33 protein-coding genes are annotated in these 26,778 nt (G+C 41.3%); 2 read left to right on the top strand and 31 right to left on the bottom strand.

Features of this window, described 5'->3' with window-relative positions; genetic code table 11:
* Window positions 1–111: 111 nt before the first annotated feature.
* From HMPREF9378_RS08575 to HMPREF9378_RS08685, 25 genes are all read right to left on the bottom strand, one after another.
* Window positions 112–990: a DUF4299 family protein gene (locus tag HMPREF9378_RS08575; protein WP_002913507.1), complete on the bottom strand. Its 879-nt coding sequence runs from the start codon at window positions 988–990 to the stop codon at window positions 112–114.
* A gap of 265 nt (window positions 991–1,255) precedes the next feature.
* Window positions 1,256–1,447 carry a hypothetical protein gene (locus HMPREF9378_RS08580; RefSeq protein ID WP_002913504.1) on the bottom strand — a complete coding sequence of 64 codons (192 nt, stop codon included), beginning with the start codon at window positions 1,445–1,447 and terminating at the stop codon, window positions 1,256–1,258.
* A 109-nt stretch (window positions 1,448–1,556) separates the two neighbouring features.
* Window positions 1,557–1,712 (bottom strand): Imm59 family immunity protein, encoded by a 156-nt coding sequence (locus HMPREF9378_RS11100; RefSeq protein WP_002913503.1) that lies wholly within the window; start codon window positions 1,710–1,712, stop codon window positions 1,557–1,559.
* 75 nt (window positions 1,713–1,787) lie between these two features.
* Window positions 1,788–2,189 (bottom strand): Imm63 family immunity protein, encoded by a 402-nt coding sequence (locus HMPREF9378_RS08585; protein ID WP_002913501.1) that lies wholly within the window; start codon window positions 2,187–2,189, stop codon window positions 1,788–1,790.
* The gene (locus HMPREF9378_RS08590) at window positions 2,182–3,429 is read right to left on the bottom strand and encodes a TNT domain-containing protein (protein ID WP_002913499.1); all 1,248 of its coding nucleotides are present in this window, start codon (window positions 3,427–3,429) and stop codon (window positions 2,182–2,184) included. Before HMPREF9378_RS08590 ends, HMPREF9378_RS08585 begins: the two co-directional genes overlap by 8 nt.
* Window positions 3,430–3,605: 176 nt before the next feature.
* Window positions 3,606–3,818, bottom strand: a complete 213-nt coding sequence (locus HMPREF9378_RS08595; protein ID WP_032908785.1) for a hypothetical protein — start codon at window positions 3,816–3,818, stop codon at window positions 3,606–3,608.
* Window positions 3,819–3,973: 155 nt separating this feature from the next.
* A complete protein-coding gene (locus HMPREF9378_RS08600; protein WP_002913494.1) occupies window positions 3,974–4,633 on the bottom strand; it encodes a DUF6572 domain-containing protein in 660 nt (219 codons plus the stop codon).
* A gap of 119 nt (window positions 4,634–4,752) precedes the next feature.
* Window positions 4,753–5,181, bottom strand: coding sequence for a hypothetical protein (locus tag HMPREF9378_RS08605; protein ID WP_002913492.1), 429 nt, complete (start codon window positions 5,179–5,181; stop codon window positions 4,753–4,755).
* Window positions 5,182–5,228: 47 nt separating this feature from the next.
* Window positions 5,229–5,975 (bottom strand): PoNe immunity protein domain-containing protein, encoded by a 747-nt coding sequence (locus tag HMPREF9378_RS08610; protein WP_002913491.1) that lies wholly within the window; start codon window positions 5,973–5,975, stop codon window positions 5,229–5,231.
* Between the two features lie 42 nt (window positions 5,976–6,017).
* Complete coding sequence (locus tag HMPREF9378_RS08615) at window positions 6,018–6,494, bottom strand: hypothetical protein (RefSeq protein ID WP_002913490.1); 477 nt, start codon at window positions 6,492–6,494, stop codon at window positions 6,018–6,020.
* Window positions 6,495–6,590: 96 nt separating this feature from the next.
* Complete coding sequence (locus HMPREF9378_RS08620; protein ID WP_002913489.1) at window positions 6,591–7,148, bottom strand: ankyrin repeat domain-containing protein; 558 nt, start codon at window positions 7,146–7,148, stop codon at window positions 6,591–6,593.
* Window positions 7,117–7,662, bottom strand: a complete 546-nt coding sequence (locus HMPREF9378_RS08625; protein WP_002913488.1) for an ankyrin repeat domain-containing protein — start codon at window positions 7,660–7,662, stop codon at window positions 7,117–7,119. Before HMPREF9378_RS08625 ends, HMPREF9378_RS08620 begins: the two co-directional genes overlap by 32 nt.
* 8 nt (window positions 7,663–7,670) lie before the next feature.
* Window positions 7,671–7,793 carry a GH-E family nuclease gene (locus tag HMPREF9378_RS11095; protein ID WP_111680930.1) on the bottom strand — a complete coding sequence of 41 codons (123 nt, stop codon included), beginning with the start codon at window positions 7,791–7,793 and terminating at the stop codon, window positions 7,671–7,673.
* 180 nt (window positions 7,794–7,973) lie between these two features.
* Complete coding sequence (locus tag HMPREF9378_RS08630; RefSeq protein ID WP_002913487.1) at window positions 7,974–8,183, bottom strand: hypothetical protein; 210 nt, start codon at window positions 8,181–8,183, stop codon at window positions 7,974–7,976.
* Window positions 8,184–8,263: 80 nt separating this feature from the next.
* Entirely contained in the window at window positions 8,264–8,470 is a 207-nt protein-coding gene (locus HMPREF9378_RS08635) for a hypothetical protein (protein ID WP_002913486.1), read from the bottom strand.
* Window positions 8,471–8,507: 37 nt separating this feature from the next.
* Window positions 8,508–8,987, bottom strand: a complete 480-nt coding sequence (locus HMPREF9378_RS08640) for a hypothetical protein (protein ID WP_002913485.1) — start codon at window positions 8,985–8,987, stop codon at window positions 8,508–8,510.
* 216 nt (window positions 8,988–9,203) lie between these two features.
* Window positions 9,204–12,731, bottom strand: a complete 3,528-nt coding sequence (locus HMPREF9378_RS08645; RefSeq protein WP_002913484.1) for a pneumococcal-type histidine triad protein — start codon at window positions 12,729–12,731, stop codon at window positions 9,204–9,206.
* A gap of 9 nt (window positions 12,732–12,740) precedes the next feature.
* On the bottom strand, window positions 12,741–13,679 hold the full coding sequence (locus HMPREF9378_RS08650; RefSeq protein WP_002913483.1) for a metal ABC transporter solute-binding protein, Zn/Mn family: 939 nt from the start codon (window positions 13,677–13,679) through the stop codon (window positions 12,741–12,743).
* A gap of 273 nt (window positions 13,680–13,952) precedes the next feature.
* The gene (gene carB, locus HMPREF9378_RS08655; protein ID WP_002913482.1) at window positions 13,953–17,132 is read right to left on the bottom strand and encodes a carbamoyl-phosphate synthase large subunit; all 3,180 of its coding nucleotides are present in this window, start codon (window positions 17,130–17,132) and stop codon (window positions 13,953–13,955) included.
* A gap of 23 nt (window positions 17,133–17,155) precedes the next feature.
* Entirely contained in the window at window positions 17,156–18,232 is a 1,077-nt protein-coding gene (locus tag HMPREF9378_RS08660; RefSeq protein ID WP_032911135.1) for a carbamoyl phosphate synthase small subunit, read from the bottom strand.
* Window positions 18,233–18,346: 114 nt separating this feature from the next.
* Window positions 18,347–19,264, bottom strand: a complete 918-nt coding sequence (locus HMPREF9378_RS08665) for an aspartate carbamoyltransferase catalytic subunit (protein WP_002900182.1) — start codon at window positions 19,262–19,264, stop codon at window positions 18,347–18,349.
* Window positions 19,265–19,371: 107 nt separating this feature from the next.
* Window positions 19,372–20,655, bottom strand: a complete 1,284-nt coding sequence (locus tag HMPREF9378_RS08670) for a uracil-xanthine permease family protein (RefSeq protein WP_002900181.1) — start codon at window positions 20,653–20,655, stop codon at window positions 19,372–19,374.
* Window positions 20,656–20,663: 8 nt separating this feature from the next.
* Entirely contained in the window at window positions 20,664–21,182 is a 519-nt protein-coding gene (pyrR, locus tag HMPREF9378_RS08675; RefSeq protein ID WP_002900180.1) for a bifunctional pyr operon transcriptional regulator/uracil phosphoribosyltransferase PyrR, read from the bottom strand.
* 269 nt (window positions 21,183–21,451) lie between these two features.
* Window positions 21,452–22,084, bottom strand: a complete 633-nt coding sequence (locus HMPREF9378_RS08680) for a Pr6Pr family membrane protein (protein WP_002900179.1) — start codon at window positions 22,082–22,084, stop codon at window positions 21,452–21,454.
* A gap of 7 nt (window positions 22,085–22,091) precedes the next feature.
* Window positions 22,092–22,430: a zinc ribbon domain-containing protein YjdM gene (locus tag HMPREF9378_RS08685; RefSeq protein ID WP_002900178.1), complete on the bottom strand. Its 339-nt coding sequence runs from the start codon at window positions 22,428–22,430 to the stop codon at window positions 22,092–22,094.
* 274 nt (window positions 22,431–22,704) lie between these two features.
* Here HMPREF9378_RS08685 and HMPREF9378_RS08690 point away from each other — a divergent pair, with 274 nt between their 5' ends.
* Window positions 22,705–23,229 carry an ECF transporter S component gene (locus HMPREF9378_RS08690; protein ID WP_002900177.1) on the top strand — a complete coding sequence of 175 codons (525 nt, stop codon included), beginning with the start codon at window positions 22,705–22,707 and terminating at the stop codon, window positions 23,227–23,229.
* A gap of 20 nt (window positions 23,230–23,249) precedes the next feature.
* Window positions 23,250–23,780, top strand: coding sequence for a transcription repressor NadR (locus HMPREF9378_RS08695; protein ID WP_002900176.1), 531 nt, complete (start codon window positions 23,250–23,252; stop codon window positions 23,778–23,780).
* 122 nt (window positions 23,781–23,902) lie between these two features.
* On the opposite strand, the gene HMPREF9378_RS08700 is transcribed toward HMPREF9378_RS08695, so the two are convergent.
* The 6 genes from HMPREF9378_RS08700 to HMPREF9378_RS08725 are packed head-to-tail and all read right to left on the bottom strand — an operon-like array spanning window position 23,903 to window position 26,760.
* Window positions 23,903–24,199, bottom strand: coding sequence for a hypothetical protein (locus HMPREF9378_RS08700; RefSeq protein ID WP_002900174.1), 297 nt, complete (start codon window positions 24,197–24,199; stop codon window positions 23,903–23,905).
* A gap of 44 nt (window positions 24,200–24,243) precedes the next feature.
* A complete protein-coding gene (locus tag HMPREF9378_RS08705; protein ID WP_002913479.1) occupies window positions 24,244–24,711 on the bottom strand; it encodes an 8-oxo-dGTP diphosphatase in 468 nt (155 codons plus the stop codon).
* A 23-nt stretch (window positions 24,712–24,734) separates the two neighbouring features.
* Entirely contained in the window at window positions 24,735–25,178 is a 444-nt protein-coding gene (locus HMPREF9378_RS08710; protein WP_002903046.1) for a hypothetical protein, read from the bottom strand.
* The gene (locus tag HMPREF9378_RS08715; RefSeq protein ID WP_002913478.1) at window positions 25,156–25,692 is read right to left on the bottom strand and encodes a hypothetical protein; all 537 of its coding nucleotides are present in this window, start codon (window positions 25,690–25,692) and stop codon (window positions 25,156–25,158) included. The genes HMPREF9378_RS08710 and HMPREF9378_RS08715 overlap by 23 nt, the downstream gene beginning before the upstream one ends.
* Window positions 25,682–26,227 (bottom strand): DUF1697 domain-containing protein, encoded by a 546-nt coding sequence (locus HMPREF9378_RS08720; protein WP_002900169.1) that lies wholly within the window; start codon window positions 26,225–26,227, stop codon window positions 25,682–25,684. The genes HMPREF9378_RS08715 and HMPREF9378_RS08720 overlap by 11 nt, the downstream gene beginning before the upstream one ends.
* A gap of 35 nt (window positions 26,228–26,262) precedes the next feature.
* The gene (locus HMPREF9378_RS08725; RefSeq protein ID WP_002900168.1) at window positions 26,263–26,760 is read right to left on the bottom strand and encodes a GNAT family N-acetyltransferase; all 498 of its coding nucleotides are present in this window, start codon (window positions 26,758–26,760) and stop codon (window positions 26,263–26,265) included.
* Window positions 26,761–26,778 lie beyond the last annotated feature (18 nt).

Genomic DNA, 26,778 nt, shown 5'->3' with positions numbered 1-26,778 from the left:
AATTCTAAAAATCTCTAAACTTGTCTGATTTTTCAGGCTGATAGAACATATTTGTCGGAATGTAAAATCATATCAAAGAAGATTTCTCAAAAGATATTTTTATACGACTTTTTAAATTCTGGCTAGTATCTGCTTTAAAGTTTCAGGAGAAATCGGGTCAACAAGAACATATTTGGCATCCAACATATAGATACCCTCGGTCAACGACTCTAAGAATTGTCGATAAGGAACTTCGGCTAGTTTTTCTCCATCGGCTGTCATGATAAATAGTCGTGCAACTGCAACCTTACTTCCTCGATACTGTTGCAAATATTGAGGTTCTAGCTCTGGATGAGATGGTAAGATTGTTCGTCCTTCACTATTTAGATAGTTGACAGGAATGATGATATCCTCACCATCCTGCTCTACTTTAAAAACTTGTTGCTCAGAGTAATAAGCATTCAGCTGTTGGGTAAAGCGCAAACGCTGGTCATAGCTATTCAAAAGTTGCTCTTCTGGAACATGGATAATCTGCCCTAGGTAGAGTTCATTGATGTAAATGGGACGTTTCACTCCCATAACTTCTACTATAGGATGGACTTTTACTTCCTTGGTCAATTCTGAAAGAGCTGATAAGAAAGTATCCGTGAAATGGAAATCAAGAATGGATTCTTTATCATACTCCACGCCATCGTGTTCGCACACATTTACATCTAAGATAACGAGTAAGGTTTTCAAGAATAGCAAGGCGCCAGTCCAATCAGAAACGGTCGCTAAATCTGGAACAGCTACCTGATAAACTTGACCATCAAAGGATAGACGGAAACCTAAACTAGACTTCTCTTTGACTCCAAACTGGACCGAATGGAAATCTGAAATAAGAGAGTCTGCAGATGGTTTTAATCTTGCATCCTTAGCGGAAACGCTGTAACATTCAAAAAGATCTGCTTGAAGAACCTCGCCAATCCTTAGTGACTGATTGCTTTTTATTGTAAAACTAACTGATTTCATAATAAACTACTTTCTTACTATCTTGACTATATAGGGAGATTTTTTCGAGTTCGAATTAGAGAAAACTTTTCTGCCTCGATTGGTAAAGAACAGTAATACAGATGTCCATACCTACTTTCAACTAAATTCTCCTCCTTCCATAGTCCATTTCTATTTAAAAATTCTATATCGTCAGAAACAATCGTTACCCATGAATTGGGTTTATCTAAATTATCATCACTTCGTTGAAAAATATCCCATTTTTGTTCATTAAACCAAATATGATCTATAATTTTATATTTTTTTCAACCTGTTTTTCTGTCAAGTATTTTCTATATTGTTTCAACTCTGAATCAAATAATTTATAACCATTATTCTCTGATAAAGGATCATAGGAAATCAAATAATATCCTGTACTATCACAATCAAAGTATTGATGTTCAATTCCATCAACCACTATGTATAATTTATCCATCATCCCTCCACGTATTCAACACATGACAGGCATTTTCTACTTAAGTGGGGATACATAAACTCTTGCTTCATTTATTCTATCATAAGAAGGAACTATTTGTTATTCTGTGGTATCATCCCAGAGGGGGGGATAGATAGTTAACGGGCATTCCTTCCTTGGCATAGTATCGATTAATAATAACTATGTCTGCTAAAAAATCTAAAAATTTTGTTTTTGCTTCTTGGAATGTATTATAAACATGCTTTCCATTAAAGCTTCCTCTATCCATTGTTCCGTATTTTATCCCCACATAGAATATCTCCTACTTTTATATACTCTAAAATTCTTTATTTTTCCCTTCAATTTAATTTATGTCTATTTCCTTCCTTCTTCTCTCTCCATACTTAGGATTAATTATACTAAATAAACGAATTTGTTCTTCTTGAAGAAGGCTATTATAACGTTCAAAATCTCCATTAGCATTAGTCCATGCATTCTTTGATGCTATTCTAGTAACATATGATTGCAAAAGATAATAAAGAATATCTTCCTTATTATCAAATTTTTTCTCAGAATTTATTTTGCCACGTTCGACACCAACAATGTAGTAATGATCGCCCTCTAAATAAATAGTACGTCCTTCCGGTAAGAATAGAGATGGTTTTTCTTCTGTAAATAAATCCGACTGATTAAGATTTGTCTCCCCTATTTTTAATAGCAACTCCATTAATTCTTGCTTTAACTGCATTATTTTTACCTCATTCAATTATTTTTAGATAACCATTATTCATCAAATACCCCACTTCCATATCTGTAAAGTGTTGAATGCCCATTCCAGGCTCATCAAACCATGGAGCAATTAATCCTTTTTTATTAGGGATTGGTTTAGTTGCAATATAAGTTATCTTAGGCTTGTTTTTCATGAAAGGTGGTAGCGCTCTTTCTCCAAAACTAGCGCCTGAAGGAGAAAAATAACGGCCAGAATCATTATCACCATAGCGATCTAAAACAGTTCCTGGTTCTATTATATCCTCTACATATTCGCCATTCAAAAATCCATTTTTATGTATACTTCCATCAACTCTACCCATGGAACTCTCGGGACTTCCTGGATAAATTGTATCCCCTGTTAACTGATTAAAATAATCTGGATTATCATATACATTTTTATTTTTAAGGTAAAATTCTGGCTCAGGTGGATATGACCAATTTCTTAATTTGACTCTATTGGATGGTTCGATACCTGCCTCCGCATACTTATGCCATTGAAGATATCTCTGACGGTCCATCGGTTCCATACCCATCAAGGTTTTCTGGAATTTCTCCTTCGCCAGATATTGGTCAAAGTTACTGGATTTCCTCGCAAGCCTGCTTTCTTCTATATTTCTTAGAATTTGTTCTTTGTTAACCTTCGGTGCTTCAACATCACCTGGCTTGACTCCGCTAACAGCCGTGGTTGCACTGTCTCCTGATATCTGCTTCACCTTCGGAACGTCCATGTCCGCAGCTTTGGCTCCAGCAATTCCATTTAAAGTACCAGCCTCTGTCAAGTTAGTCTTAACAGGAAGTTCTAAGTCTGCAGATTTCTTCGCAAGTGTAAGATCCACATCTGCCACGCCACTTCCAGCATTAACCTTCGTCTTAACCTTGCTATTAAGGTTAAGACCATCTGTATCAACCTTGAGTCCCTTGTTAAAGCCATTCGATAGTTCTAGATTGACAGAGCTATTTTTGCTACCTGAAGGAATATCAATATCCAGTTCCGCATTTGTCCGCTTCATTTTTAGATGATCCGCATATTTACCAATACCAAAGCCAAACACCTGTCTTCCAGCATAGCTAAATGGGAAATGATCCAAGCGGAAGTCAATCTCTCTAAGGATTCCCTCTTCCATGACTAACTGACCAGTGTTGCGGTCCTTGATATTGACAACCGTCTTGATATTCTCAGACAGCGAGCTCATCACATCCTGTACGAAAATTAGTGAGCAGCCTAGGTCAGTCATTTTATTTTTTTGGAAATAGCAGAGCAGATAAAGGATTCAAAAAATATAGAGTTTTCAAAGTACTAAAAGGAAAATGTCCTTGTTCCATTATACCATATAAGAGATAGGGTGGGAAAGGGAGGAGAAAAAGAAAGGCCTGAGGCAAACGACCTCAGACCTACTGTCTACTCTATAGATTATTCCTTTTTCTTGCTGTCCTCATAAAGACTAGGCGCAAACGCTTTTGTCACCATGGCCGTCACGAAGCGAAAACCTCCCGCTGCCAGACCCAAAATCGGCGCCAAAGCACGGAAGAAAAAATCCCCCCGCATAAATAAACAAAGCAAACCTGTAATCACAAAGATAGCCAAGCCCTGCACCACAACCACTAATAGTATTTTCTTCATTATTCCCTCGACTTTCTATAGACTATTATAGCATAAGTGAAGGGATGGATGGGGTGAAACATTTTGTTTTCTTAAAAATAACAGGATAAAAACGAGCGAAAACAGGAAGTTTTGTTCAGAAACATCTAAAAAGAGGGTGAAAATTCACTCTCTTTAGATCAATTAGGCAGTTCTATCTTCAAACTCATATCTGTATTCTGTAATGTCTTCTGTACAGCTGCTAGGAAGGCTAAACCATTGTCTGATGGAGAATACTGGAATGTGATACGGATGACTTTTTTTTCAAAGTTATCACCATATCGTTCTACATACTGCTTGCTTTCGAGGAAGTAGATATAATTGTTAATTTTTTCCTGCAGAATTTCCAGATGGACTGCTTCTATTTCTTCCTCCCAGCCAACTGAATCCACCAGAAGAAGCTCTAAATGACTATCAACTATACCAATAGCGTCAAGCTCGCTAGGTTCCAGTTCTGAAACAATGGCTTGGGTGACAATTTGTGTAAATTCCTCTGCTGTAAAAAGACAGCGACTATTTTTAGGGTTTTTCAAAATAAAGGAAGGATGATCTTCGATGAAGAGCTTATCGGATTCATCTTGTGTATATTGTTTTTTAGATTTCCAAAAACCATACTGCGCATAATTCATCAACTCTTTGCCAGTATGTTCTCCCGACATATAACTATCTGCAGCTTCTTTGGAGATTTCTCTAATCACTTCTGGGCAGGTAATATTAAAAGTTGGATAACGCAAGAAATACTTATCACCATCTTGACAAATTTCCAACATATCTTTTTGACTTACATAAATTGATTCCATTCTTATCTCCTTTGTCTTTTACCAAATATCTACTGATTATTTATTCCCTAATGCAAAAGAACTAACTGTTGATACTTCACCCAATTTTTTTGGCTGTCCTTATAATGTAATCCACTTTACTATAAAGGCCAGTGCCCTGTTTCAGCATAAATCATAACTTCATATGCTCCCCTAGAGGATTCAAATGCTTTATCCATCAGTTCTTTAGTAATAGGATAGCGAACTTCTGGACCCATAGCCCCGCCAATTTCTTTAAAAAAGCTAATTTCGTAATAGCCCTCTGTCTCATATACAATAAATCCGTTACCTCTATGTACAATCGTATCCGATTGATTATAGTCTTCTAACTCATCTGCTTTAGGCCAACGATGATGTTCACAATAAAACATTACTTCTAAAGAATCTTTTTCTGATTTTGAAACACATTCTGCTAATTCTTGACTAATGGGAAAGTTAAGCACTTCTTTCCCTCTACTCCACAAAATCTGATAATCATTATTGTTTTTTAATATCGTACAATTTTTGTATTGTTGAATTTCTGTTGTCATATAAACACCTATTCAAATACCTTTATTATTAGTTAAATTAAAATACTCTAAACTTCAGCCCTTTCCGCAATCAAATCGTAAGGGAAATACGGAATGCCTTCCAATTCCTTGTAATTCAAACCTCTAATTTTGCAAATAGCACCCGATTCAAAAGACCAATAACCTACATGATTTTTGACATTCTGCTTATGCAAATCATACCATCCTGCATCTCTGCTCCCTTGATACCATTTCTTAGTCAAATATTTTTGCAACAGTTTAAGTGCCTGTTCAGAATTCTCTTTTTCAATAATTTTCCTAGTAAAGCCATAGGGTCTTGGAAAATTATAATTAATCCGAATCTTCCAAGCTGGATGACGATATTGAATCAGGTAGTCAATCAAATAATCCTCTGGATCATCTTTTTTGACCAAGTCTACCAGCTGTTCAAAAATCTCCTCATCAATCTCTAACAGAATACCAATAGAAAGCGCCCATACCATTTGTTCATATCCCCATTCCTTATGCCATACTGGAACTAAACAAGCCACAAATGAAATGTATTCCTCTTTAAAATCTGACAAAGAAGCCCCACTAGAATAAGTTGCAAATAAAATATCTCTCTGATAAGACAAGATAGTCGCTAAAGTTGAATGATACACTTCTATTGTTGGTTTCTTATAGTTTTCAATTCCATTATCTAAATCAATTTGAAGTTTTATTAATTTCTCTTGGAAATACTGCAATGCCTCTTTATTTGACATTAGGCCATCTTTATAATTCTTTTCTGTACTTAAAGTATCTCGTATTGCCATTTTATATCTCCTTTAATAAGGCCAAACAACCTTTATTTCACTTTACCCCTCTTCAGTTGGAAGATGATCTAGATTTATTGGTTTAGGATTTAAACGTTTCAATACTAATTCATAGAAAAAATTATTATTTAACCTATCAGGTGAACTTAAAGTAAAGTTATTCATAATTAATAAGGGAATAAATTCTGAACCAATTGTATTATAACCCGTCAAATACTCTAACCCATAATTTAAGTTTTTCGGATTTTCAGTACCAACTGTCCAGTAGGCTCCTTTGGCTTGTAAGCGAAAAACCTCACCAAGATAGACCCAGCTATTAAAGAAATCGTCAATATTTTCAGGATCATTTTTGACATCATTCTCTCGAACGAATTGAGCCAAATCCTTCAAGCTTTCTAAACTCATATCTAGATGATAACCTTGCTTACTAGCTTTTTGCTTTATTGCATCCAAGGTATCATCAATATAAAACATAAATTCCTCAAAATTTTCCTGTATTTTTTCTTTGTTTAATACCATGTGGCCTACCTTTTTTACTTTCGTTTAATTGTGAGATAGCGAATAAATTTATCAAAAAGAATGTTATTTGAAGTAGAAAAATCGCTCCAATCATTCTTATTTCCTCTGAAAATCTTCCAGCAAGGGAAGTAATTCTGCTCTCCAAGGAAAAATTTTTGTCAACTCTAAACAAGAAGGTACACAAGAGCGCTCATCGACATATGCTCCAGCGTTTAAAAGAGCTTTGTACATAGGAAGTAAATCTTCAGTGGAGGCTTTTAATGTCGCAATTGCATATGATAGAGGCGTTCCACCGTGAGAATCCTTCAAATTCACATCTGCTCCATTCTTTATAAGTAATTCTGCTTCCTGTAAGAGATATTGGGGATCAGCAGACCAATTTGCCTTTGCAGATCCTAATAGTAAATGAAGGGCAGTACTCTTAGTTTTTGATTGATGATTTACATCAATTCCTTGATGAATCAGATATTCTGCGATTTGCATTCTATTGCCACAATTACTAGATTCCGTAAATAGTAACTCTAGCATGGAAAGATTATCATTCGTAAATTCTTGATGTATTTCTCCATTATGGTATTTCTGAAACGATTTTAAATCTGCATTTCTAATAGACGACTCTAAATCATAAACTCTCATTACTTCTACCTTCTTCATAGTCTTTGATAATATCAAGCAGACCACTTCTCCAAGAATATTCTTCCGCATAGTCTAGGCACGATTTACCAGATTTATTTTTTAACTTATAATCCGAACCGGACTCTAGTAAAAGCTTATATAGAGCTTCTAACTCTTCCGTTGCTAATTTTAATAACGTTACTGAGTAAGTCATCGGAATAGAACCAAATTTGTCAACTGCATTTACATCAATTCCCGCCTCAATGAGTAATTTCACTACTTCGTATGCATACGCTATTTTAGGCCGCCAATTAGCTTGGAAGAAATAATGAAGAGCATTTCTGTTTTCTTTTTTTGACAAAAAATTTACCTCTACCTTCTCAGACAGCAGATATTTAATAATTTTCAATTTCTCTTCCGGTAAATTATCGTTAAGCATAGCCGTACATAACAAATTAAGTTTTGTATATTTATCAATTTGTGTTATGTCTCCATTGTAACTTTCTATAAACTCATTATATGTCCCATCTTGAACAATATCGAAAATATCCATCTTATCTCCTATTCAAACTTATGACTTCTATTAGCAGAAAGTGTTTCTAATCTAAAATGATTTGGATTACATTGGAAGTCCTTTAATCCCTGCAAAGTAATTTCACGATTTTTGTATCTAACAAATCTCATTTAAATCTCAGTCCTAGTATTGTCAAATCTCATTATACCATACAAGAGATGAAGGCCCAAAGAGCATAAAAAGAAAGCAAAAATTCGCTCCCCTTAAATCACTCTGATAAGCATGCTCTCATCTCTCTTAATATCCAAAAGAGAGAACCGATTTGATTCTCTCATACTCATAATTTTTTACTATTTTTCTCTCAATATACTTTCTAAACCGACAAAAACAATATCTCTCAAGACTTCGTTATAATTACTATAGTCTTTTTTCGTTTTAATCGCATCAAATGCAGTCTTAATTTGTCCATCTACAATTAAAGTTAAACCTTCGACTTTCTGATCTGAGCCTTCCTTGCCAAATGTCTCGTTTAAAATAATTAATTTATTATCTGACATCATATTTACCTTCCTTTACTATCTAATATCGTTCGTTTTTAGGAATCAACTTTTCAAAATTTTGACGGTAAGATTAGCCTAATTTATTCGTGATCAATTATTGTTGAAATGCCTTTAAAGATAATATCAGATATAGCTTCTGGATATCCGTCATAACCTTTTTGTTCCATCAAGATATCAATCACACCTTTAATTTTTCCGTCCAGTATCACAGTAACTGCAGGAACTAATTCATCTGTTTCACCTTTTTTAAACATCTCTTGAATTACAGTCATTTTGTCGTCATTCATTTATTTTATTCCCTCTATTCTCTTTATTTTCTTTGTTCTATCCACGTTTTATGTTTTTGTCAAACACATTATCGCCTATGTCTGCCCAAAACTTATATTCTTTCGGAATTAAATCTAGGAAATGTTGATATTTCCCTATCCATGGAGCTGAGATATATTCCTCAAAAGAAATATATTCTGCATAATTAGAATACAGTAACAAATTATCCATATCAACTAATAAAGATGGAGCGAAATCATAAATAGCATTCAATTTATCCATTTTATACTCATTAGCAAAGACTTTCCTTAACTCTGACAGATCGCAACTATATTTTTGCATATCTTCTAAAAAATAGAGAATATTCTCAGGCAGTAAAATCGGAGAGCGTAATCTCTCTTTATCAATCTGATCTAAATTATATCCCGCTTCTTCGTAATTAATATACCATAGCTCCAAGTCAGAAATATACCAAGAATACTGATTTTGGTATTTAAAAGCGACAACAATATTTTCACCATATTTTGCTCTAATCATTTTTTCACCTATTTAATTATTCTGGCATTTTGTCCATATTCAATAAACCATTAGTTTATTGAATATGGAAGTTCAACATCTATCAGTCTCTGTTTATTTTAACACAATATCATGCAAATAAGTATAGGGTTGTCAAAATCAAAAACGAATGATGGTCTTAAACTTGGCTTTGTCTTCATCATTCGTTTTATTGTTGTTTTACATCAAAATGTAAGCTTAGCTAATCTGAACAGTTTTCAGTTGGCCGTCAGCTCCTGTAAAGCTGATGCTTCTGCTTGCTGGATTATAGCTGAAAGTCTCTGGGCCGACACCGTAGAGCTGAGAAAGCTCCTGCAATTTCTGGTTGAATGCTTCCTCTGTCATGCCAAAACTCGCTGCTAAGCTTGATTGACCAGTTGGGTTTGCAGCTGTTGAAGCTTCTGCCGGTTTATCAGATTGGTTTTGAGCTGCTTCTCCAGTTGCAGATTCGGAAGGTAGATTGCCATTTTGCGCTGTTTCTGGAGCACTGCTGCTTGATACCTGAGCAGAAGCAGGTTGTTCAGCCGGTGCTTTCAGGAAGCCTTTTTGCACCGCATAGGCATCTGCTGCTTGACGCTCGGCTTCTGACAAGTCTTTCTTGTAAATATAGTGCTCGTGATCCAAATGGGCTACCCGATAGCCTTGCTCATCCGCTCCGACCATATCCTGCAGATTAAAGTGATAATCATCATCTTCCCTATGCTGAGAATCAGACTCGTTTGCCCCCTCAGAATGGGCAAGTGACTGCTGGAAGGCCAGGATTTCCTTGAGTAGATCTTTCTTGTCAGTAGCTCTCTGTCCAAGCTTATCAAAAAGCTGGTCTAGCTGCTGGTATTGCTGCTCACTTCCTTGATTCTTTTCCAAATACTGATGGATAGACATGAGTAAATTATAAAGCTGTTGATAAACTTCCTGATTTTCCGTATTAGCTGGCTCTTCCTTTTGTCCAGCAATGGTTCGGCTCATCTGATCCAAAAGCTTCTGACTTGCTGTCAGTAAAGCTTGCTTGTCTGAGCTGCTGCTCTTTAATTCCTTGCCTAGTTCTAAGATTCTAGCTGCATAGTCTGCTCGGCTGTTTTGGTCCTTTACTTCTCCAAGCAGTTCCTGCGCTTTTCCAAGAAAGACAAGCGCTTGAGCGCTCTCATCCGAGGTGCCAAAATCATCATAAATCCCTTTCAAAAAGTCATAAATCATGGCCTTATAGGTTGGCTGATTGGGCTCTCCCTGATCCAGCTCGGTTTTTTCATAGGACGGAGAAGGTTGGCCGCTAGCAAGGGCTGCTGTAATCTCTTTCTTAGTCTGATAGAGGGCAGGGAAAAGCTGCTGGAGATTGGTCGCTTCTATAAAGGCTTGAGACTTATAGAGAGTCAAGGTCAGCCCAGCTGCTTTTCTGCGCAGCTCAGGGCTCAAACGTCCATCCTCTAATGCTTGGTAGAAATAGCGAATATAATCAACCGCTGTGACGCCTGTCCGATCATGATAATCTTCTAAAGCGGATAATACTTGTCCTAGCTCTGCCATGTCAGCTTGATTCTGGCCAGCATAAGCATTTTGCATACGCTGCAGCAAGTCAGCTTTCTTCAGTCCATAGCTATCCGTGTCAAGTCGGTTCATTCTCTCCAAAAGTCCTTGATAGCTCTTGTCTAGCTCGGTCTCTTGGATTGGCTTGACCGTCTGATCCACATGGATAAACTGTTTATCAAAGTTATCCAGACTGCTCAGATAACCAGCTGTTGAGTTGCTAGGCAGCTTCTTCATGGTTTCTACAAACTGCCCCAAAGCAAGCTCAATCCGCCGCTGCATAAGAGGATCATCGGCATAGAGACGCTGACTGTCCGCTTTTAGGCTTTCTACTTTTTGCAAAATAGCGGCCTCATCATAATCGCCCTGCTCATACTTAGATTGAATCTGAGGCAGACGATTTTTCAAGGCTTCTGCTGCGCCCTTGGACTGGATTTTGATATAGTGGTTATGGTCGCCATGAGGAATGACAAACTGACCATCTTCCACCTGCAGACTGTAAGGCGAAAGACCTGAGCGCAGGGCTGTTGTATAGAGCTCATTCATGAAGTCCAGCTCTGCATTTCCCGTTACCAGAGGAATGCGAACATGCTCCTTGCGGACAGCATAGGGGTGGATATGTGTCGGATCATAGGCTTGGTCAGGGTTATTAAAGACAAAGAAGCCATTTGAGATGCGAACCGCTTCCTTGGGAACACCATAGGTTTGGCAGATATAAGCAATCTTTTCCTCATCACTGGCATCGCGTGAATAGCGTTCAGCATCATTGACTGCTGCAGACGGTTTTACTGGCTGCTGCTTGGCCAAGACCTGCTCCGCTGCTTGAATCTGTTCAGCAGTCAAGTCTTTCTTGTAAAAGTAATGAGCATGGTCTCCATGCGATACCATGTAGCCTTGGTCATCCTTGCCAATTACAGCCTCCGCATGAAAACCATGGTCGTGATCAGGCTGTGACGGTAGCTGAGGCTTCAAAGCTTGCAGAGGATCTCCTAGCGGCTCGTAAGTATAGCCAATAGGAATCAAGCGGGCAATCTTCGCTTCCAAGTCTGACAGCTTGTCATAAGGAATGAAATGATGGTGGTCTCCATGAGGTATAACAACTCCCTTGTCTGTCCGGCGGCTGATTTTCAGCGGGTCAAACACCACGCCGTCCCCTTCATGATAGCGCTGAGACTGAGGCAGGGCATAGAGTTGCTGCAGCAAACTTGGCAAGGATGGCTGAGACGGCAGAAGCGGATTAGATGAATTCGGCTGAGTAACCGCTAAGCCAGGACTTGGCTGCTCAATCTTTGAATGATTTGGCAGCTGTGGAGACGGATTTGAGACGAGTCCACCCTGATTGATAGCACTATTCTGATTCCATGTGTTGGAAGAAGCTATTGTCCTACCGTAGTTAGGCGGATTCACACTTCCGCCGGTCCGCCTGCTATTCCAGTAGCTCTGAGCCGCAGCCAATTCTGCTGGTGACAGGTCGCTCTTAGGAATATAGTGAAAATGCCCGCCATGCGGTACGATAAAAGCATCGCCAGTATCCTCGATGACGTCAGACGGACTAAACGTATAACCATCATCCGTCCTATATCCCCCTTGGCCTTGGTATGAAACTCCTGCAAGGTCTGCGGCTGTCTTTCCCGCAGCTAGGGACTTACTAGGCTGGCTGAAATCGCGAGTCCTGCTTGATTTTGCAGTGGAAGATTTGCCACTATCGCCTTCTTCTTTGGTCTTATGCAGCTTCTTCTGCCGCGCAATCTCATCCACCGAGCGGACATTGCTGGTATGTTTGGCATCCTTGAGGTAGAGATAATACTTCCCCTCCACCTTGATGATGTAACCATCCTTGACCTCATTGACAATATCTGCTTCCTGCAGCGTGTAGTTAGAATCTCGGATAATCAGCTCTTCGCTGATAATAGCATCAAAAGGCACCTTTCCATCAAAGTAATGATAATGGTCTCCATGAGAAGTGACATAGCCCTGATCTGTGATTTTCACGACAATCTGCTCTGCTTCAATACCTTCCTCATCATTGATTTGGTCAGATGTCAAATTTTTATCCGTCTTGTCACCCGAAGTCTTGTCCTCAATATAGGCTACTTTGTTATTTTTGGTCTGGGGTCGGGGCTGAGCTTGCCATTGGATAAGCCCATAAGTTCCGACGCCAAGAGCTAATACAGCTGCTGAAACAAGGAAATATTTCTTTTTCATGATTGTCTTTTATCCTTTCAAATCTTTAGCTAAAACTGCTAGATTTTTTTCTAAATTTTCTAAATAAGATAGTTGGTTAGCTGGATCTGCTTCCAGAGGATTCAGTTCTTTGATTTGTACACCAGTCGCCTTGACCAAGGTTTGAGCCACTTTGGAAGAAGCATTGCTTTCCACAAAAATGGTCTGCACCTGATGCTCCTTGACAAAGTCTTCTATCTCTGTCAGTTGACGCGGACTAGGCTCCTGCTCCGGTGAAATACCAGCAATACCCAGCTGGGTCAGCCCGAAGCGCTTAGCTAGATAAGAAAAGGCTGTATGCTGAGTGACAAAGGTCTTGTTGGGCACTTTGTCGAAAATCTTCTGGTAACGCTCGTTCAGCTCCTTGGCCTCTTCTTGAAATTTTCGAGCATTGGCTTGATAAATTTCCCGATGGTCGCTATCCAGATCCGACAGTCTGTCAGCGATAATTTGGGCTTCCTCCGCAGCCTTCTGAGGATCCAACCAGGTATGGGGGTCATAGAGCGTCTTCTCATCCACTCCCTCTCCCGCTTGGACATCTTCCAAGCCAGCGACTCGATCCAGCTTCATACCCTGGGAAGCCTCAAGGACTTGAACCTTGGAATTCTTGAGACTAGGATTCAGCTCTCCCGCCCAGGACTCCAAGGTCCGTGAATGATAGACAAAGACATCTGCATCATAGATGGCTGCCACATCATTGGCTGAAGGCTCAAAATCATGAATACCACTGCTAGACTGAATCATGCGCACGTCATTCAGATCGCCTGATATAGCCTTAACCATGGAGTAAATAGGATAAAAGCTAGTTACAATTTTCAATCCTTGCGAGGGACTGGATTGACTAGATTCCTTTTGAGACTGACAAGCCCAGAGACACAAGGCCAGGGCCAGCAGGCTAAGGCCAGCTAAGATTTTTAAAGCGCGTTTCACAATATCTCCTTAACTCATTATTAACCAGTTTATTAACTGGTTAATATAATACACTTTGTCAACTTCTTTGTCAAGTTGTTTTAAGAAAATAAAGCAAAAAGGAAGTAGAATTCCTTCCCACTTCCTCTTTGCTTTTAATTTAATATATTTGAAATGTTATTTATTATGACTATTCAAGGACAGAATAGGATTAGACTGATGCTTTTTTCAATGTTTGCTGTATGAGATTACTTTTCAGACTGTCAAATGACGATCTGGAAATTGGAAATCGCTCTATATCGCCTCTGTAGTGAAACTGCGGCTTTCCAGTACCTTCAGCATGGCAACGGCCGTGTCCAAGGCTGTGAAAAGTGGAACTCCGTGCTCAATAGCTGAGCTGCGGATAATTTGACCATGCTTATCAGCTGTTCGCTTGGTTCCGACCGTGTTGATAATAGCCTGAACCTTGCCCTTGCGGATATAGGCTGGGATATCCTTGTTATCATCACTGCCGATTTTTTCTACAAGTCGGACGTGTAGACCATGATTTTCAAAATAAGAGGCTGTTCCCTTGGTTGCCCAGATACCATAGCCAATATTGGCAAAACGCTGAGCCAGCTGCAGGGCTTCTTCCTTGCTATCGTCTGCAATAGTAAAGACGACATTTCCAAAGTTTGGCAGATGGAGATAGGAAGCCTCAAAAGCCTTGTAGAGCGCTTTTTCCAAAGTGCGGTCGCTGCCCATGACTTCGCCGGTAGACTTCATCTCAGGTCCTAAAAGACTGTCAACCTTTGCTAGCTTGGTAAAGGAGAAGACTGGCGCCTTGATATGAACCATGGAACTCTCCGGATGGAGGCCGTCTTCATAACCCAGCTCTGCTAAGCTTTCCCCAAGAATCAAACGAGTCGCTACTTGTGCCATTGGAATATCAGTCACCTTGGACAAGAAAGGAACAGTCCGACTGGCCCGTGGATTGACCTCAATGACGTAGACCTGCTCATCCTTGATGACAAACTGAATATTCATCATGCCGATACAGTTGAGTCCCAGAGCCAAACGCTTGGTATAGTCTGCAATAATATCCTTGACTTTCTGCGATAGGGTTTGCGGCGGATAGGCCGCCATGGAATCCCCTGAGTGAACCCCCGCCCGCTCGATATGCTCCATAATTCCTGGAATCAAGACCTGACGGCCATCAGAAATAGCATCCACTTCGCACTCATCACCGACAATGTAAGAATCCACCAAAACCGGATGGTCTGGACTAGCCTTAACCGCTGTCCGCATATAAGAGCGTAGATCCGCTTCGTTTTCTACGATTTCCATAGCACGACCACCCAAAACATAGGAAGGCCGCACCAGAACGGGGAAGCCGATCTTACGAGCAGCCTCTACCGCTTCCTCTTCATTAGTGGCCGTCTGACCTGGCGGCTGCGGAATATCCAGCTCCTTCAGAGCTTGCTCAAAGAGATCCCGATCCTCAGCCCGATCCAAGTCCGCTACTTGGGTACCTAAAATCTTAACACCAGCCTTGGACAGTGGCTCTGCAAGATTAATGGCTGTCTGCCCACCAAACTGAACGATAACCCCTTTAGGCTGCTCCAGCTCAATGACATTCATGACATCTTCAAAGGTCAGCGGCTCAAAGTAGAGCTTGTCAGAGACAGAAAAGTCAGTCGATACAGTCTCCGGATTGCTATTCATGATAATCGCTTCGTAGCCAGCTGCCTGAATAGCCTTTACAGAATGAACGGTCGCATAGTCAAACTCGACTCCCTGCCCGATTCGGATAGGACCAGAACCCAGCACCAGAACTGATTCCTTGCTGGATTTGATAGATTCATTTTCAAAACCATAGGTAGAGTAGAAATAAGGCGTCGCAGACTCGAACTCAGCAGCACAAGTATCTACCATCTTGTAAACCGGCACAATCTTCTGCTCCTGCCGGATGCGACGTACCTGCTCAGCTGTTGTGTCCCATAAGGCAGCAATCTTAGTATCCGCAAAGCCATTTTGTTTGGCTTTCTTAAGGACATAGCTATCTCCGATATGACTGGCCAGTTCCTGCTCGATTTCGTAAATATGGAGCAGCTTATCTAGGAAAAAGACATCAATCTTGGTCAGCTCAGCAATTTCATCTGGACTGTAACCACGACGAATAGCCTCTGAGATATAGAAAAGTCGGTCATCTTGCGCTTTGACAATCTTCCTCATCAGCTCATCATCGCTTACTTGACTGAGAGCAGGCAGCTCGTTGTGGTCCACACCAACTTCCAAAGAACGGCAGGCCTTGAGCAGACTCTCCTCAATATTGCGGCCGATAGCCATGACTTCCCCCGTCGCCTTCATCTGGGTTCCCAGACGGCGCTCACCCTGCTCAAACTTATCAAATGGAAAGCGTGGAATCTTAGCGACCACATAGTCCAGAGCCGGCTCAAACATAGCATAGGTAGAGCCTGTCACCGGATTAATGATTTCATCCAATGTAAGTCCGACTGCGATTTTCGCCGCCAGCTTGGCAATCGGATAGCCGGTCGCCTTAGAGGCAAGGGCTGATGAGCGGGAAACCCGTGGATTGACCTCGATAACATAGTATTTGAAACTATGCGGGTCCAGAGCCAGCTGCACATTACAGCCCCCCTCAATCTTCAACGCACGGATAATCTTGAGGCTGGCGTCCCGCAGCATCTGGTATTCATAGTCTGAGATGGTCTGACTAGGTGCAAAAACGATAGAATCACCTGTGTGGATTCCGACTGGATCAAAGTTTTCCATATTACATACGACCAGCGCATTGTCTGCACCATCCCGCATGACTTCGTATTCGATTTCCTTAAAGCCCGCTATAGAGCGCTCAATCAGACACTGAGTAACCGGAGAGAGTTTGAGGCCGTTTTCTGCAATTTCCTGCAGCTCTTCTTCATTGCTACAGATACCGCCACCAGTTCCTCCCAGTGTAAATGCCGGACGGACAATGACTGGATAGCCGATGCCAGCCGCAAATTCCAGTGCTTCATCAACTGTATTGACAATTTCTGACTCAGGGATGGGCTGGCCTAGCTCTTCCATCAGCTGCTTGAAGAGGTCTCGGTCTTCCGCTTGGTCAATAGCTGATAACTTAGTCCCCAAGAGTTCCACTCCCAGCTCTTCTAAAAGCCCTGACTTGGATAGTTCCATGGCCATATTGAGTCCGGTCTGGCCACCCAGAGTAGGCAGCAGAGCATCTGGCCGCTCCTTACGCAATATCCGCGCAACAAACTCCAGCGTGATAGGCTCGATATAAACTCGGTCCGCAATTTCCTTGTCCGTCATGATGGTTGCTGGGTTAGAATTAACCAAGACAACACTGTAGCCCTCTTCTTTCAAGGACAGGCAAGCCTGGGTCCCAGCATAGTCAAACTCCGCAGCCTGACCGATAACAATAGGACCAGAACCGATGACCATAATTTTCTGAATATCTTTACGTTTTGGCATAGTGCACCTCTCAATCTTGCTTCCTAGTAAGCCTGATGGGCATCCATCATTTCCATAAACTCGTCAAAGAGATAGTCTGCATCATGCGGTCCCGGCGCAGCATCTGGGTGGAACTGCACAGAAAAGGCAGGATAATCCCGATGGCGCACACCTTCGACAGACTTATCATTGATTTCTTCATGAGTCACAATCAGGCATTCTGGCAAATCCTCACGACTGACTGCATAGCCGTGATTTTGACTGGTAAAGTCAACTCGGCCTGTTGCAATCTCGCGTACCGCATGGTTGAAGCCACGGTGGCCGAACTTCATCTTATGCGTCTTGGCACCGTTAGCCATGGAGAAGAGCTGATGTCCCATACAGATCCCAAAAATTGGAATCTTGCCCTGAACACCACGAATCATGTCCAGAGCCTCCGGCACATCTTCCGGATTTCCCGGTCCATTGGACAGCATGACGCCGTCAGGATTGAGCTGGAGAATTTCCTCAGCTCTGGTATCATAAGGCACCACTGTCACGCTGCAGTTGCGCTTAGCTAACTCCCGCAGGATAGAATGTTTGAGACCAAAGTCAACCAATACCACACTGCGACCCGTTCCCGGAGCTGGATAGGACTGCTTGGTAGACACCTGCTTGATGTTATCAGTTGGCAGAACAGACGCCTGCAGCTGGTCTTGCAAATGCTCAATACTATCATCCGCATTGGCAATAGTTGCCCGCATAGTTCCATGCTGGCGGATAATCTTGGTTAGTGCCCTTGTATCAATTCCCGAAATGCCTGGTATCTTCTTGATTTTGAGGAACTCATCCAAAGACAATTGCTGGCGCCAGTTACTGGCACGACGTGCATACTCATAGACCACCACTCCCTTGCAGGTTGGCAGAATGGATTCATAGTCGTCTCGATTGACACCATAATTTCCAACCAAGGGATAGGTAAAGGTCAAAATCTGGCCGTTATAAGACTGGTCCGTAATCGATTCCTGATAGCCTGTCATGCCTGTGTTAAAGACGATTTCACCTGTCACAAAAAGATCCGCTCCAAAAGCTTCCCCTTCGAAAATCATGCCGTTTTCCAATATTAAAAGTCTCTTTGCCATTGTTCCCTCCTGTCCAAGATGCAGACCGCCCATGACCATCCACATAAGATATATAATAATAGGGAGTGGGATTGCTTCACATAGCTTCACCCACTCCCGGCCTACTGTCCGAGATTATTGACGACCTTTCAGAACCGCTTCGATAATAGCCATTCTGACAAAGACGCCGTTGGTCATTTGTTCAACGATACGCGATTTTGGTGCTTCGACCAGATGATCCGCAATTTCTACATCGCGGTTAACTGGAGCTGGATGCATGAGAATCGCTGTATCTTTCATACGGTCATACCGCTCTTGAGTCAGCCCATGCAGTCTGTGGTAATTTTCTTTAGAAAAGATGGACTCGTAGTCATGGCGCTCATGCTGCACGCGCAGGAACATCATGACATCCACTTCTTCAATTACCTCATCAATGGTGACAAACTTACCATAGTCCGCAAACTCTTGGCTCCGCCATTCTTCCGGACCAGCAAAGTAGAGCTCTGCCCCCAAGCGCTTGAGAATCTGCATGTTTGACTTAGCCACGCGCGAATGGTCCAAGTCACCAGCAATCGCAACCTTTAGTCCTTCAAAGCGACCAAACTCTTGATAAATAGTCATCAAATCCAGCAAGCTTTGGCTAGGATGCTGACCAGAACCGTCTCCACCGTTAACGATAGAAGTCGTAATGGTTGGACTTTCCACTAGCTCTTTGTAATAATCCACTTCTGGGTGGCGAATGACACAAACATCGACGCCAAGGGCAGACATGGTCAGGATAGTGTCATACAAGGTTTCTCCTTTATTGACCGAGCTGGTCTTGACATCAAAGTCCAGAAGATCGCAACCCAACTTCAACTCTGCTACCTCAAAGGCCTTGTGAGTCCGCGTCGAAGGCTCAAAGAAGAGGTTAGAAACGATATGCTGCTCATCATAATGGACTTTAGCGCCATTTCTAAATTCGATTCCGCGTTTAATCAAGGCCATAACTTCTTCATTTGACAGAGTTTCCATAGAAACAAGGTTCTTAAGAGCGATTTGATTGGATGACATGATGTAATTCTCCTTTATGAAAGAATGAGGGCTTCCAGAGTGCTGCAAGTAAAGTCGCTCTGAGAGCAAGCTATTTTTGAACGAAAGTTAATGATTTAGCACCTAGCTCAATCCTTGGGCTCAGGCAGGACAAGATAGAGTACAATTCCCAGAATAGTTGACAAGGCAACTCCTGAGATTTGCAGACCCGACAGCTGCAAGGTCAGACCGCCGATACCAGATACCAAGATAACACTGGCAATCAAGAGGTTCTTTTTATTGTCAAAGTTGGTCTGTGCTTCGATCAGAATTTTGAGACCGCTCGAAGCAATTACCCCAAAGAGGGCGATGGAAATACCACCCAGTACAGGACTCGGAATGGATTGGAGCAATGCAGATACCTTGCCAACAAAGCTCATGACAATAGCCAGCACTGCTGCGCCAGCAATGACATAGACACTGTAGATTTTATTGAGCGCCATAACTCCGATATTCTCTCCGTAGCTAGTCACTGGCGGTGCTCCGAAAAGCCCTGCAATAATCTGAGCCAGACCATCACCAGTCAAAGTCTTGTCTAGACCCGGATCCTTGAAGAAATCCTTGCCTGTCAAGCTATTCAGCACCATAACATGCCCGAAGTGTTCTGTCATGGTTACAAAGGCGATAGGCGCCATAGTTAAAATCGCACTAGGATAAAATTTCACATCGTAGTCCAAGAAAGGCAGACTCATAGGCGGAAGGTGGAACCAAGATGCTTCCCCAACCTTGGCAAAAGAAACGATTTCCTGCCCAGTCACAGCCCCTAGAATCAAGCTAAAGATGTAGCCGACTATCAGGCCTAGCAAGACTGGGATGATTCCCACAATCTTCTTACCATAGATATTAAAGAGGATGACTGCCAAGAGAGTGACCATACCGATAATGAAGTAGGTCAAATCATAAACCTTTTCACCATTAGCTGCTGTCTTATTCATCACATCGCTAACAGCTGTTCCAGCCAAGCTCAGACCAATGACCATGATGATAGGCCCAACCACTACTGGCGGCAGCACCTTGTCAATCCAAGCATTTCCAGCAAACTTGACAATCAGTGCCACGATAAAGTAGACCAGACCACCAGTGATGGCTCCCTGTGCAACCGCTCCGATACCATCTGTCTTCATCAGCATCTGCATGGCTGCGATATAAGCAAAACTAGAGCCCATGTAAGCCGGAATCTTGTACTTGGTAACAGTCAGATGGGCCAGTGTTCCCAGACCGCTGGAAAAGAGGGCTACCGCTGGGTCAATTCCCACCAGAATCGGTACCAAGACCGTCGCCCCAAACATGGCGAACAAGTGCTGAAAGGATAGTCCTAAAAGCAGACCTGGCTTTGGCATATCATGCACATCATACTTAACATCTTGACTCATTTAGCTTATTACTCCCCCATAATCAAAACGCGATCTTGACCGTCTGTCTCGGTCATCTCAACAATAATCTCCTCAGTTTGGCTAGTCGGAATGTTCTTGCCGACATAATCTGCCCGTATAGGCAGCTCGCGGTGACCACGGTCTACCAAGACAGCCAGACCAACCCGAGAGGGACGTCCGTGACTGACCAGATTGTCAATAGCTGCTCGAATAGTCCGTCCTGTGTAGAGGACATCGTCAATCAGGATTACTTGACGGTCGGTAATATCTACTGGAATCACTGTCGTATCTTCCTCAACCTTGATATCATCTCGAAAAGGCTTGGTATCTACTTCTGCGACTGGAATATCGATATTCTCCAACTGAACCAACCGCTTCTGAATCCGGTGAGCCAAGTGAACCCCACGGGTCTTAATGCCAGCCAAGACCACTTGGTTCAAGTCCTTGTTGCGCTCGATGATTTCATAGGTAATCCGCGTAATCGCGCGATTCATGGTGATGTCATCGACAACTTCTTTTGTTTTCATTCTTTCCTCCTCAAATAACAGAAAAAGTCTCCTTATACAAGGAGACTTCAGAAAAATCTAGTCAGGCAAGCTAAAACAAGACGCACTTGCTTACACTCCACCCATCTTTTTACTTGCTCCTTGTCTATCTCTCTGGATAGAATTAAAGGATTATTCAATTTTTTATACTATATCACAAATTCAAAACTATTTCAAGAAAAAATTGTATTTTTTCTACTTGACTAAGTAAGGATTAGTGAAATCTGTTTTTCATCTACAAGTACCTGTCTCTAGGAAGTCTTCTTCTTTAAGAAAGAGATGGATTTTATCCCGTAAAAGACAAAACCAAAAACCAGATAGGCTGCAAAGATAATCAGACACATCTGGATGACATAGGGCCAGCCTTTCTTAAAGACATTGAGGAAAAAGTAAGGAAATGGATTGTCCTTGGATCTTGGAATATCTATTTTCAGGAAGAAACCATTAAAGAGAGCAAAGGCCATGTAGACCAAAGGCACACTTGTCCAAGAAATCGGATCAAACCAACTGTACTGACGCGACTTGTCAAAGATTACTGTATCTAGAAGAAAGGCCAAGGGTACTATATAATGGCAAAGAAAATTTTCTAGACGGTAAAAATCTGTCGCAATCGGGGCCAGCAAGAGGTGATAAACGACACAAGTAATCATGATGGACATGGTCACCCCGCCCTTGATTCTCAAGATTTTCGGCGCCTTCCAAGCATCGCCAGATCTCATCATCAGATAGACCAGATAGCCCGTAAAGAGCAGGACCAAGAGATTGGACAGAACTGTATAGTACATGAGCATGCCCACGCCATACTTAGTGATTTCCAAATACACACCCAAAAAGGCTAGAATAAACAGAATAATTCGATAAATTAAGATAAAACTGCGATTCATAGAGACCTCAAATTTTCTTAACAAACTCTGACTTGAGCTTCATCGCACCGAAGCCGTCAATCTTACAGTCGATATTATGGTCGCCTTCTACGATGCGGATATTTTTCACGCGCGTTCCTTGCTTGAGATCCTTAGGTGCGCCCTTGACTTTCAGGTCCTTAATCAAGGTAACTGTATCACCATCAGCCAACTTATTGCCATTAGCATCAATCGCTACGGGGCCTTCTTCTACTTCTTGGACCTCAGCTGGATTCCACTCATAGGCGCATTCTGGGCAGACCAAGAGCGTTCCATCTTCGTAGACATACTCTGAATTACATTTGGGGCAGTTTGGTAAGTTGTTCATTTTTTCTCCATTTCTAGTCAAGGCTGCTAAATTTCCATACCAGCCTTCTATATATAATTAAGCTCTTACTTCATTTTTCAAATCCAGCAGAACACTAAACGATGTGAAGGTCAACTCAATTCTAAAAATCTAGTTTTCTCCTATTTCCACACCTTTCTAGTATAAGCTATTTTGAGCATTTTGACAAATCTCTTTTTGGCTTTCCTACAGGTCTTGACCTTTCTACAAAAACAGTGTACTATACTAGTGTATATACAGATAAAAAGGAGTCACTATGAAACCAAGATCTAAAAATCAGTTTATGACACTGACCGCTTTTTTGACTGCACTAGCTATTGTTATCCCACTAGTTATGCCGATTAAAATTGTCATTCCGCCTGCTTCCTTCACCTTAGCCAGCCATGTCGCTATTTTTTTGGCTATGTTTATTTCACCTCTCATGACGGTGATTGTTGTGATTGGCTCCACTATTGGATTTTTTATGTCTGGGCTTCCTTTTATCATCACGCTTAGAGCCCTGTCCCACTTGCTCTTCGGCAGCATCGGTGCTCTTTATCTGCAGAAGCACCCGGAAACACTGGACAGCCAGAAGAAAACTTGGATATTTAATTTCCTACTGGCTTTGATTCATGCCTTTGGCGAAGTGGCCGTCTGCATCCTCTTTTACACAACGTCTGCCTATCCTGCTAATGCTTTCTATATCTTATTTGGTCTGGTTGGACTTGGTACGGTCATCCATAGCATGGTCGACTTTGTCATTGCTAAGTTCATCTATCAAGCACTGAAAAAGATTCGCTAGAGCTTGAAGATTCCTGACTTTTGGTTTACAATGAAGCTATGACCAAGCAAAGACGAGAAGAACTATTAAACCTCTTGAAAACATCATCTGCTGCCCTCAATGGCCAGTCACTGGCTGAACATTTCCATGTGACCAGGCAGATTATCGTGCAAGATATTGCCCTCTTGCGGGCTGATGGTGCCCCCATCCTCTCAACCAACCGTGGCTATCTTTATAAAGACCGCCAAGAAAGCACTGCTGTCCATCAGCTCTTCAAGGTTCAGCATGGGGCTGAGGATATGGAGGCCGAGCTGCTGGCTATCGTGGATAATGGCGGACGCGTACAAACTATTTTGATTGAGCATCCGGTTTACGGTGAAATCCAGACTTACCTGAAGCTGACCTGCCGCCGAGATGTCCAGCATTTTCTCCAACAGGTCGCATCCTGTGCCTTTCGCCCCTTATCTGAGTTGACAGATGGAGTCCACTATCACCTAGTACAAGCCGACTCCCAGCAGGATTTGGACTATGTAGAATCTGCCTTGAGAGACCTAGGATTTTTACAGGAATAAATAGCAAGAAAAAAAGACTGATTAGGCTCCAACCTAGTCAGTCTTTTTAGTACATACTCTTGCGCCAACCAGCTTTCAAATGATAGATAGTCGCTATAAAAATCACTGATAAAACAATCAAACTATTCTTTAAAAGAAATTAAAAAAATTAATATTCCAGAAAATACAATACTAATAATTGACAAGACCAAGACCCTAATCTCGTTTAAATCTGTGTACAAAGAATAAAGAAAAATGAGTAAATTAAGCAAAATCACTGATCTATAAAACCTAGATTGGCTCTGCTTCCATCCTTTTAAAGTATGAAAAGCAAATGGAAATCTCAAACCGAATCCAGCATTTCTAGAAGGAAAAAAATGGTTTAAGCCCAAAAGAAAAAATGCAACAATAGCAATCCATAATGAAATCATGACAGTCATCCACCTTTCTATCTTTGCACTTCAGACACAAAAGGAAACATTTTTTAATACATACTCTTGCGCCAGCCACCTTCGATCCGCTCGTGATAGTAATATTCTGACAGTTCCTCATCTTCCATCATACGCAGGAGTTCAAGCATATCGTAGGCCAAGTCCAGCTGTGGATGGGTCTCCTTGTCTACCCAAGAAATCTCGCCCTCTTCTGTCGAATGAATCTGACCAGAAAATTCAGTCGCTTTGTAACAAAAGACGATGTAGCGAATCCCCTCATCCGTATGCCAGTTCTTAACCCCAACCAATTTCGGATGAGTTATAGTCAAACCCGTTTCCTCTAAAATCTCACGCACAACCGCATCATGTAAAGACTCGCCCTTCTCAATATGCCCACCTGGGAAAGCATATCCAGACCAACGATAGCGCTCAGGAGAGCGATACTGCATTAGGACTTTACCTCGCGCCTTATCTTCGACAAGGCAGATGTTTGTTAGGATTGTTTCTTGGGCACGTGACATGGATTCACTCACTTTCTAAGTTATTAAAACATATCTTCGTTGTATTTTACTTCTGACTTCATGATAAAGGGATTGATCAATTCATGATGTTCATAAGTACTATGAACCACAAAACCTCTAACAATGATAATTTCTTTATCTTGTATATGATAGTCTATATTGATGGGAATTGCTGGATTTTGAATGATTGACAAAACAAAGAACGCTGCAAACCAAAGATAAAGTGCCACTAATGCACTGAATAATTGAAAAATAAGGTGGTACCATTGAAGATCTCTTGTTCTAAAAAAGACGATCCAAGGATGGATAAAAAGGGTCAAACAAAGAATGAAAAACCAACTATTCCACAAAACCGGAGTAAAGGATAGACCAAAAGCTAACAAAATTAAATGAAAAATAACAAAGGTTAGCAAGGCCAGATAGAGTGTGTTAAATGAAAACAATTTAATTAAATTTTCTTTGGTCATGTTTTTTCCTCTTTTTTTCATTATATTTTAAAATCAAGATCGTTAACTCTGAAATGAATAAAAAGATTAGATAGGTAGCAATCGGAAACCAAACATAGCGAGAATCCAAACTGATTAGAGGTGATGCAAAATGTTTTCCATCTTTTGATCGAATTCCTATAAAATAATGGATTAAGAAAATCGGCCCGTTCAGATAAAGAAATGCTTCCGCTAAAATCTTCAGAGAAGTAAATCCTTCTTTTCTCAAGCCACCAAATCGAGAATAATAAGGAATAAGCACCAAGAGGAGCAAGTTTACACATAAAGGACTAATATAATTAAAATGACGAAGTGGAGCAGGAATGCTCTCATTACCAAAAGTTAAAAATCCCACACCAATCGCAACAACTATTAAGACTAAAAAATTTAAAAAAGCTTCTACTAGCCAATGTTTTTCCAACCAAAGACTAAACTTATTTCCCTGAACTTTTACTTTTCTTTTGTTTTTATTTTTCTTTTTGGTCTTACTTCTCATTCACCAACTCCACAATCTTCTGGAAAGTCTTGCCGTTTCGGATAGTCAGCTGCTTGTAAAAACTAGACTTAAGCAGTTTCTTATGGTAGTTTGACTTGAGATAGTCCGCTTGGTCAGCATTGCTATAAAAGAAAGCCGTCTGCCCAAAGTGCAGTTGCTCCTTGTCATTCGCCCAACTGCCTGCCAGCTCTTGAACACTCTCCCTATCTGTCTCCGGCAGATAAAAGAGAACATCTCGTCGAAAGGCTGTTTCATCCTGCCACCAAGTAGGCAGATTGGCTGTTTCTTTTTCAAGCATGGCAGAGCTGACAAGGACAAAAGGCAGAGGGAAATCGTAAGACTGACTGAAATAAGCCGACAAGATCTCCCGAATCCTCTCCTCCTGCTCCTCGCTCTCAAAGAAAAGATTGCCACTATTGATGTAGGAAACTGGGTTTTCAAAACCCAACTCTGCTAAATCCTTCTTCAAATCAGCCATAACGACCTTGTTTTTCCCGCCGACATTAATGCCGCGGAGTAAAAGTGCATAACGCATGTGTGCTCCTTAAAAATATATCTATTGTTTTCAGACTAACTGTTCGAGTTTCTAACGTAAATCATCCGTTTTTCTTTCACAGCTTTTCCTAGGTCAATGACCTTTTCCTGACCGTCAAAAACAAAACCCATTTTTTCATAAAAGGCGATGGCACGTTTGTTGTCTTCTAAAACCCATAATACAATCTCTTGATAACCATCCAAGGCAGCAAAAGCAGCCTGAATTAACTGCTGTCCTACACCTTTGCCATAATAATCTTTTAAGACATACAAGGCGAAAATTTCACCCGCTATCCTAGCTGAATCTCGAAAATCACCGTAGCTAACAAAGCCGACCACTTTAGCATCATCCAAAGCGATCAAGGTATTTTCAGGATACTTTTGACTATAAAATCGGCACTTATCCAAAGTCATCTGCTCTTGAAATTCCGCAGGCAAAATCTCATCATAAGCTTCACGCCATGTCTGCCAATGAACTCTGGATTTCCCTTCTATCTCCTCAGCTGTTTCCATTGCTTTGATAGTGATGACCATTTGTTTTTCTCCTTGATA

It is taken from the genome of Streptococcus sanguinis SK1 = NCTC 7863, from assembly GCF_000194945.1.
Taxonomy (GTDB): Bacteria; Bacillota; Bacilli; order Lactobacillales; family Streptococcaceae; genus Streptococcus; species Streptococcus sanguinis.
This window is presented reverse-complemented; position numbering and strand designations above follow the sequence as displayed.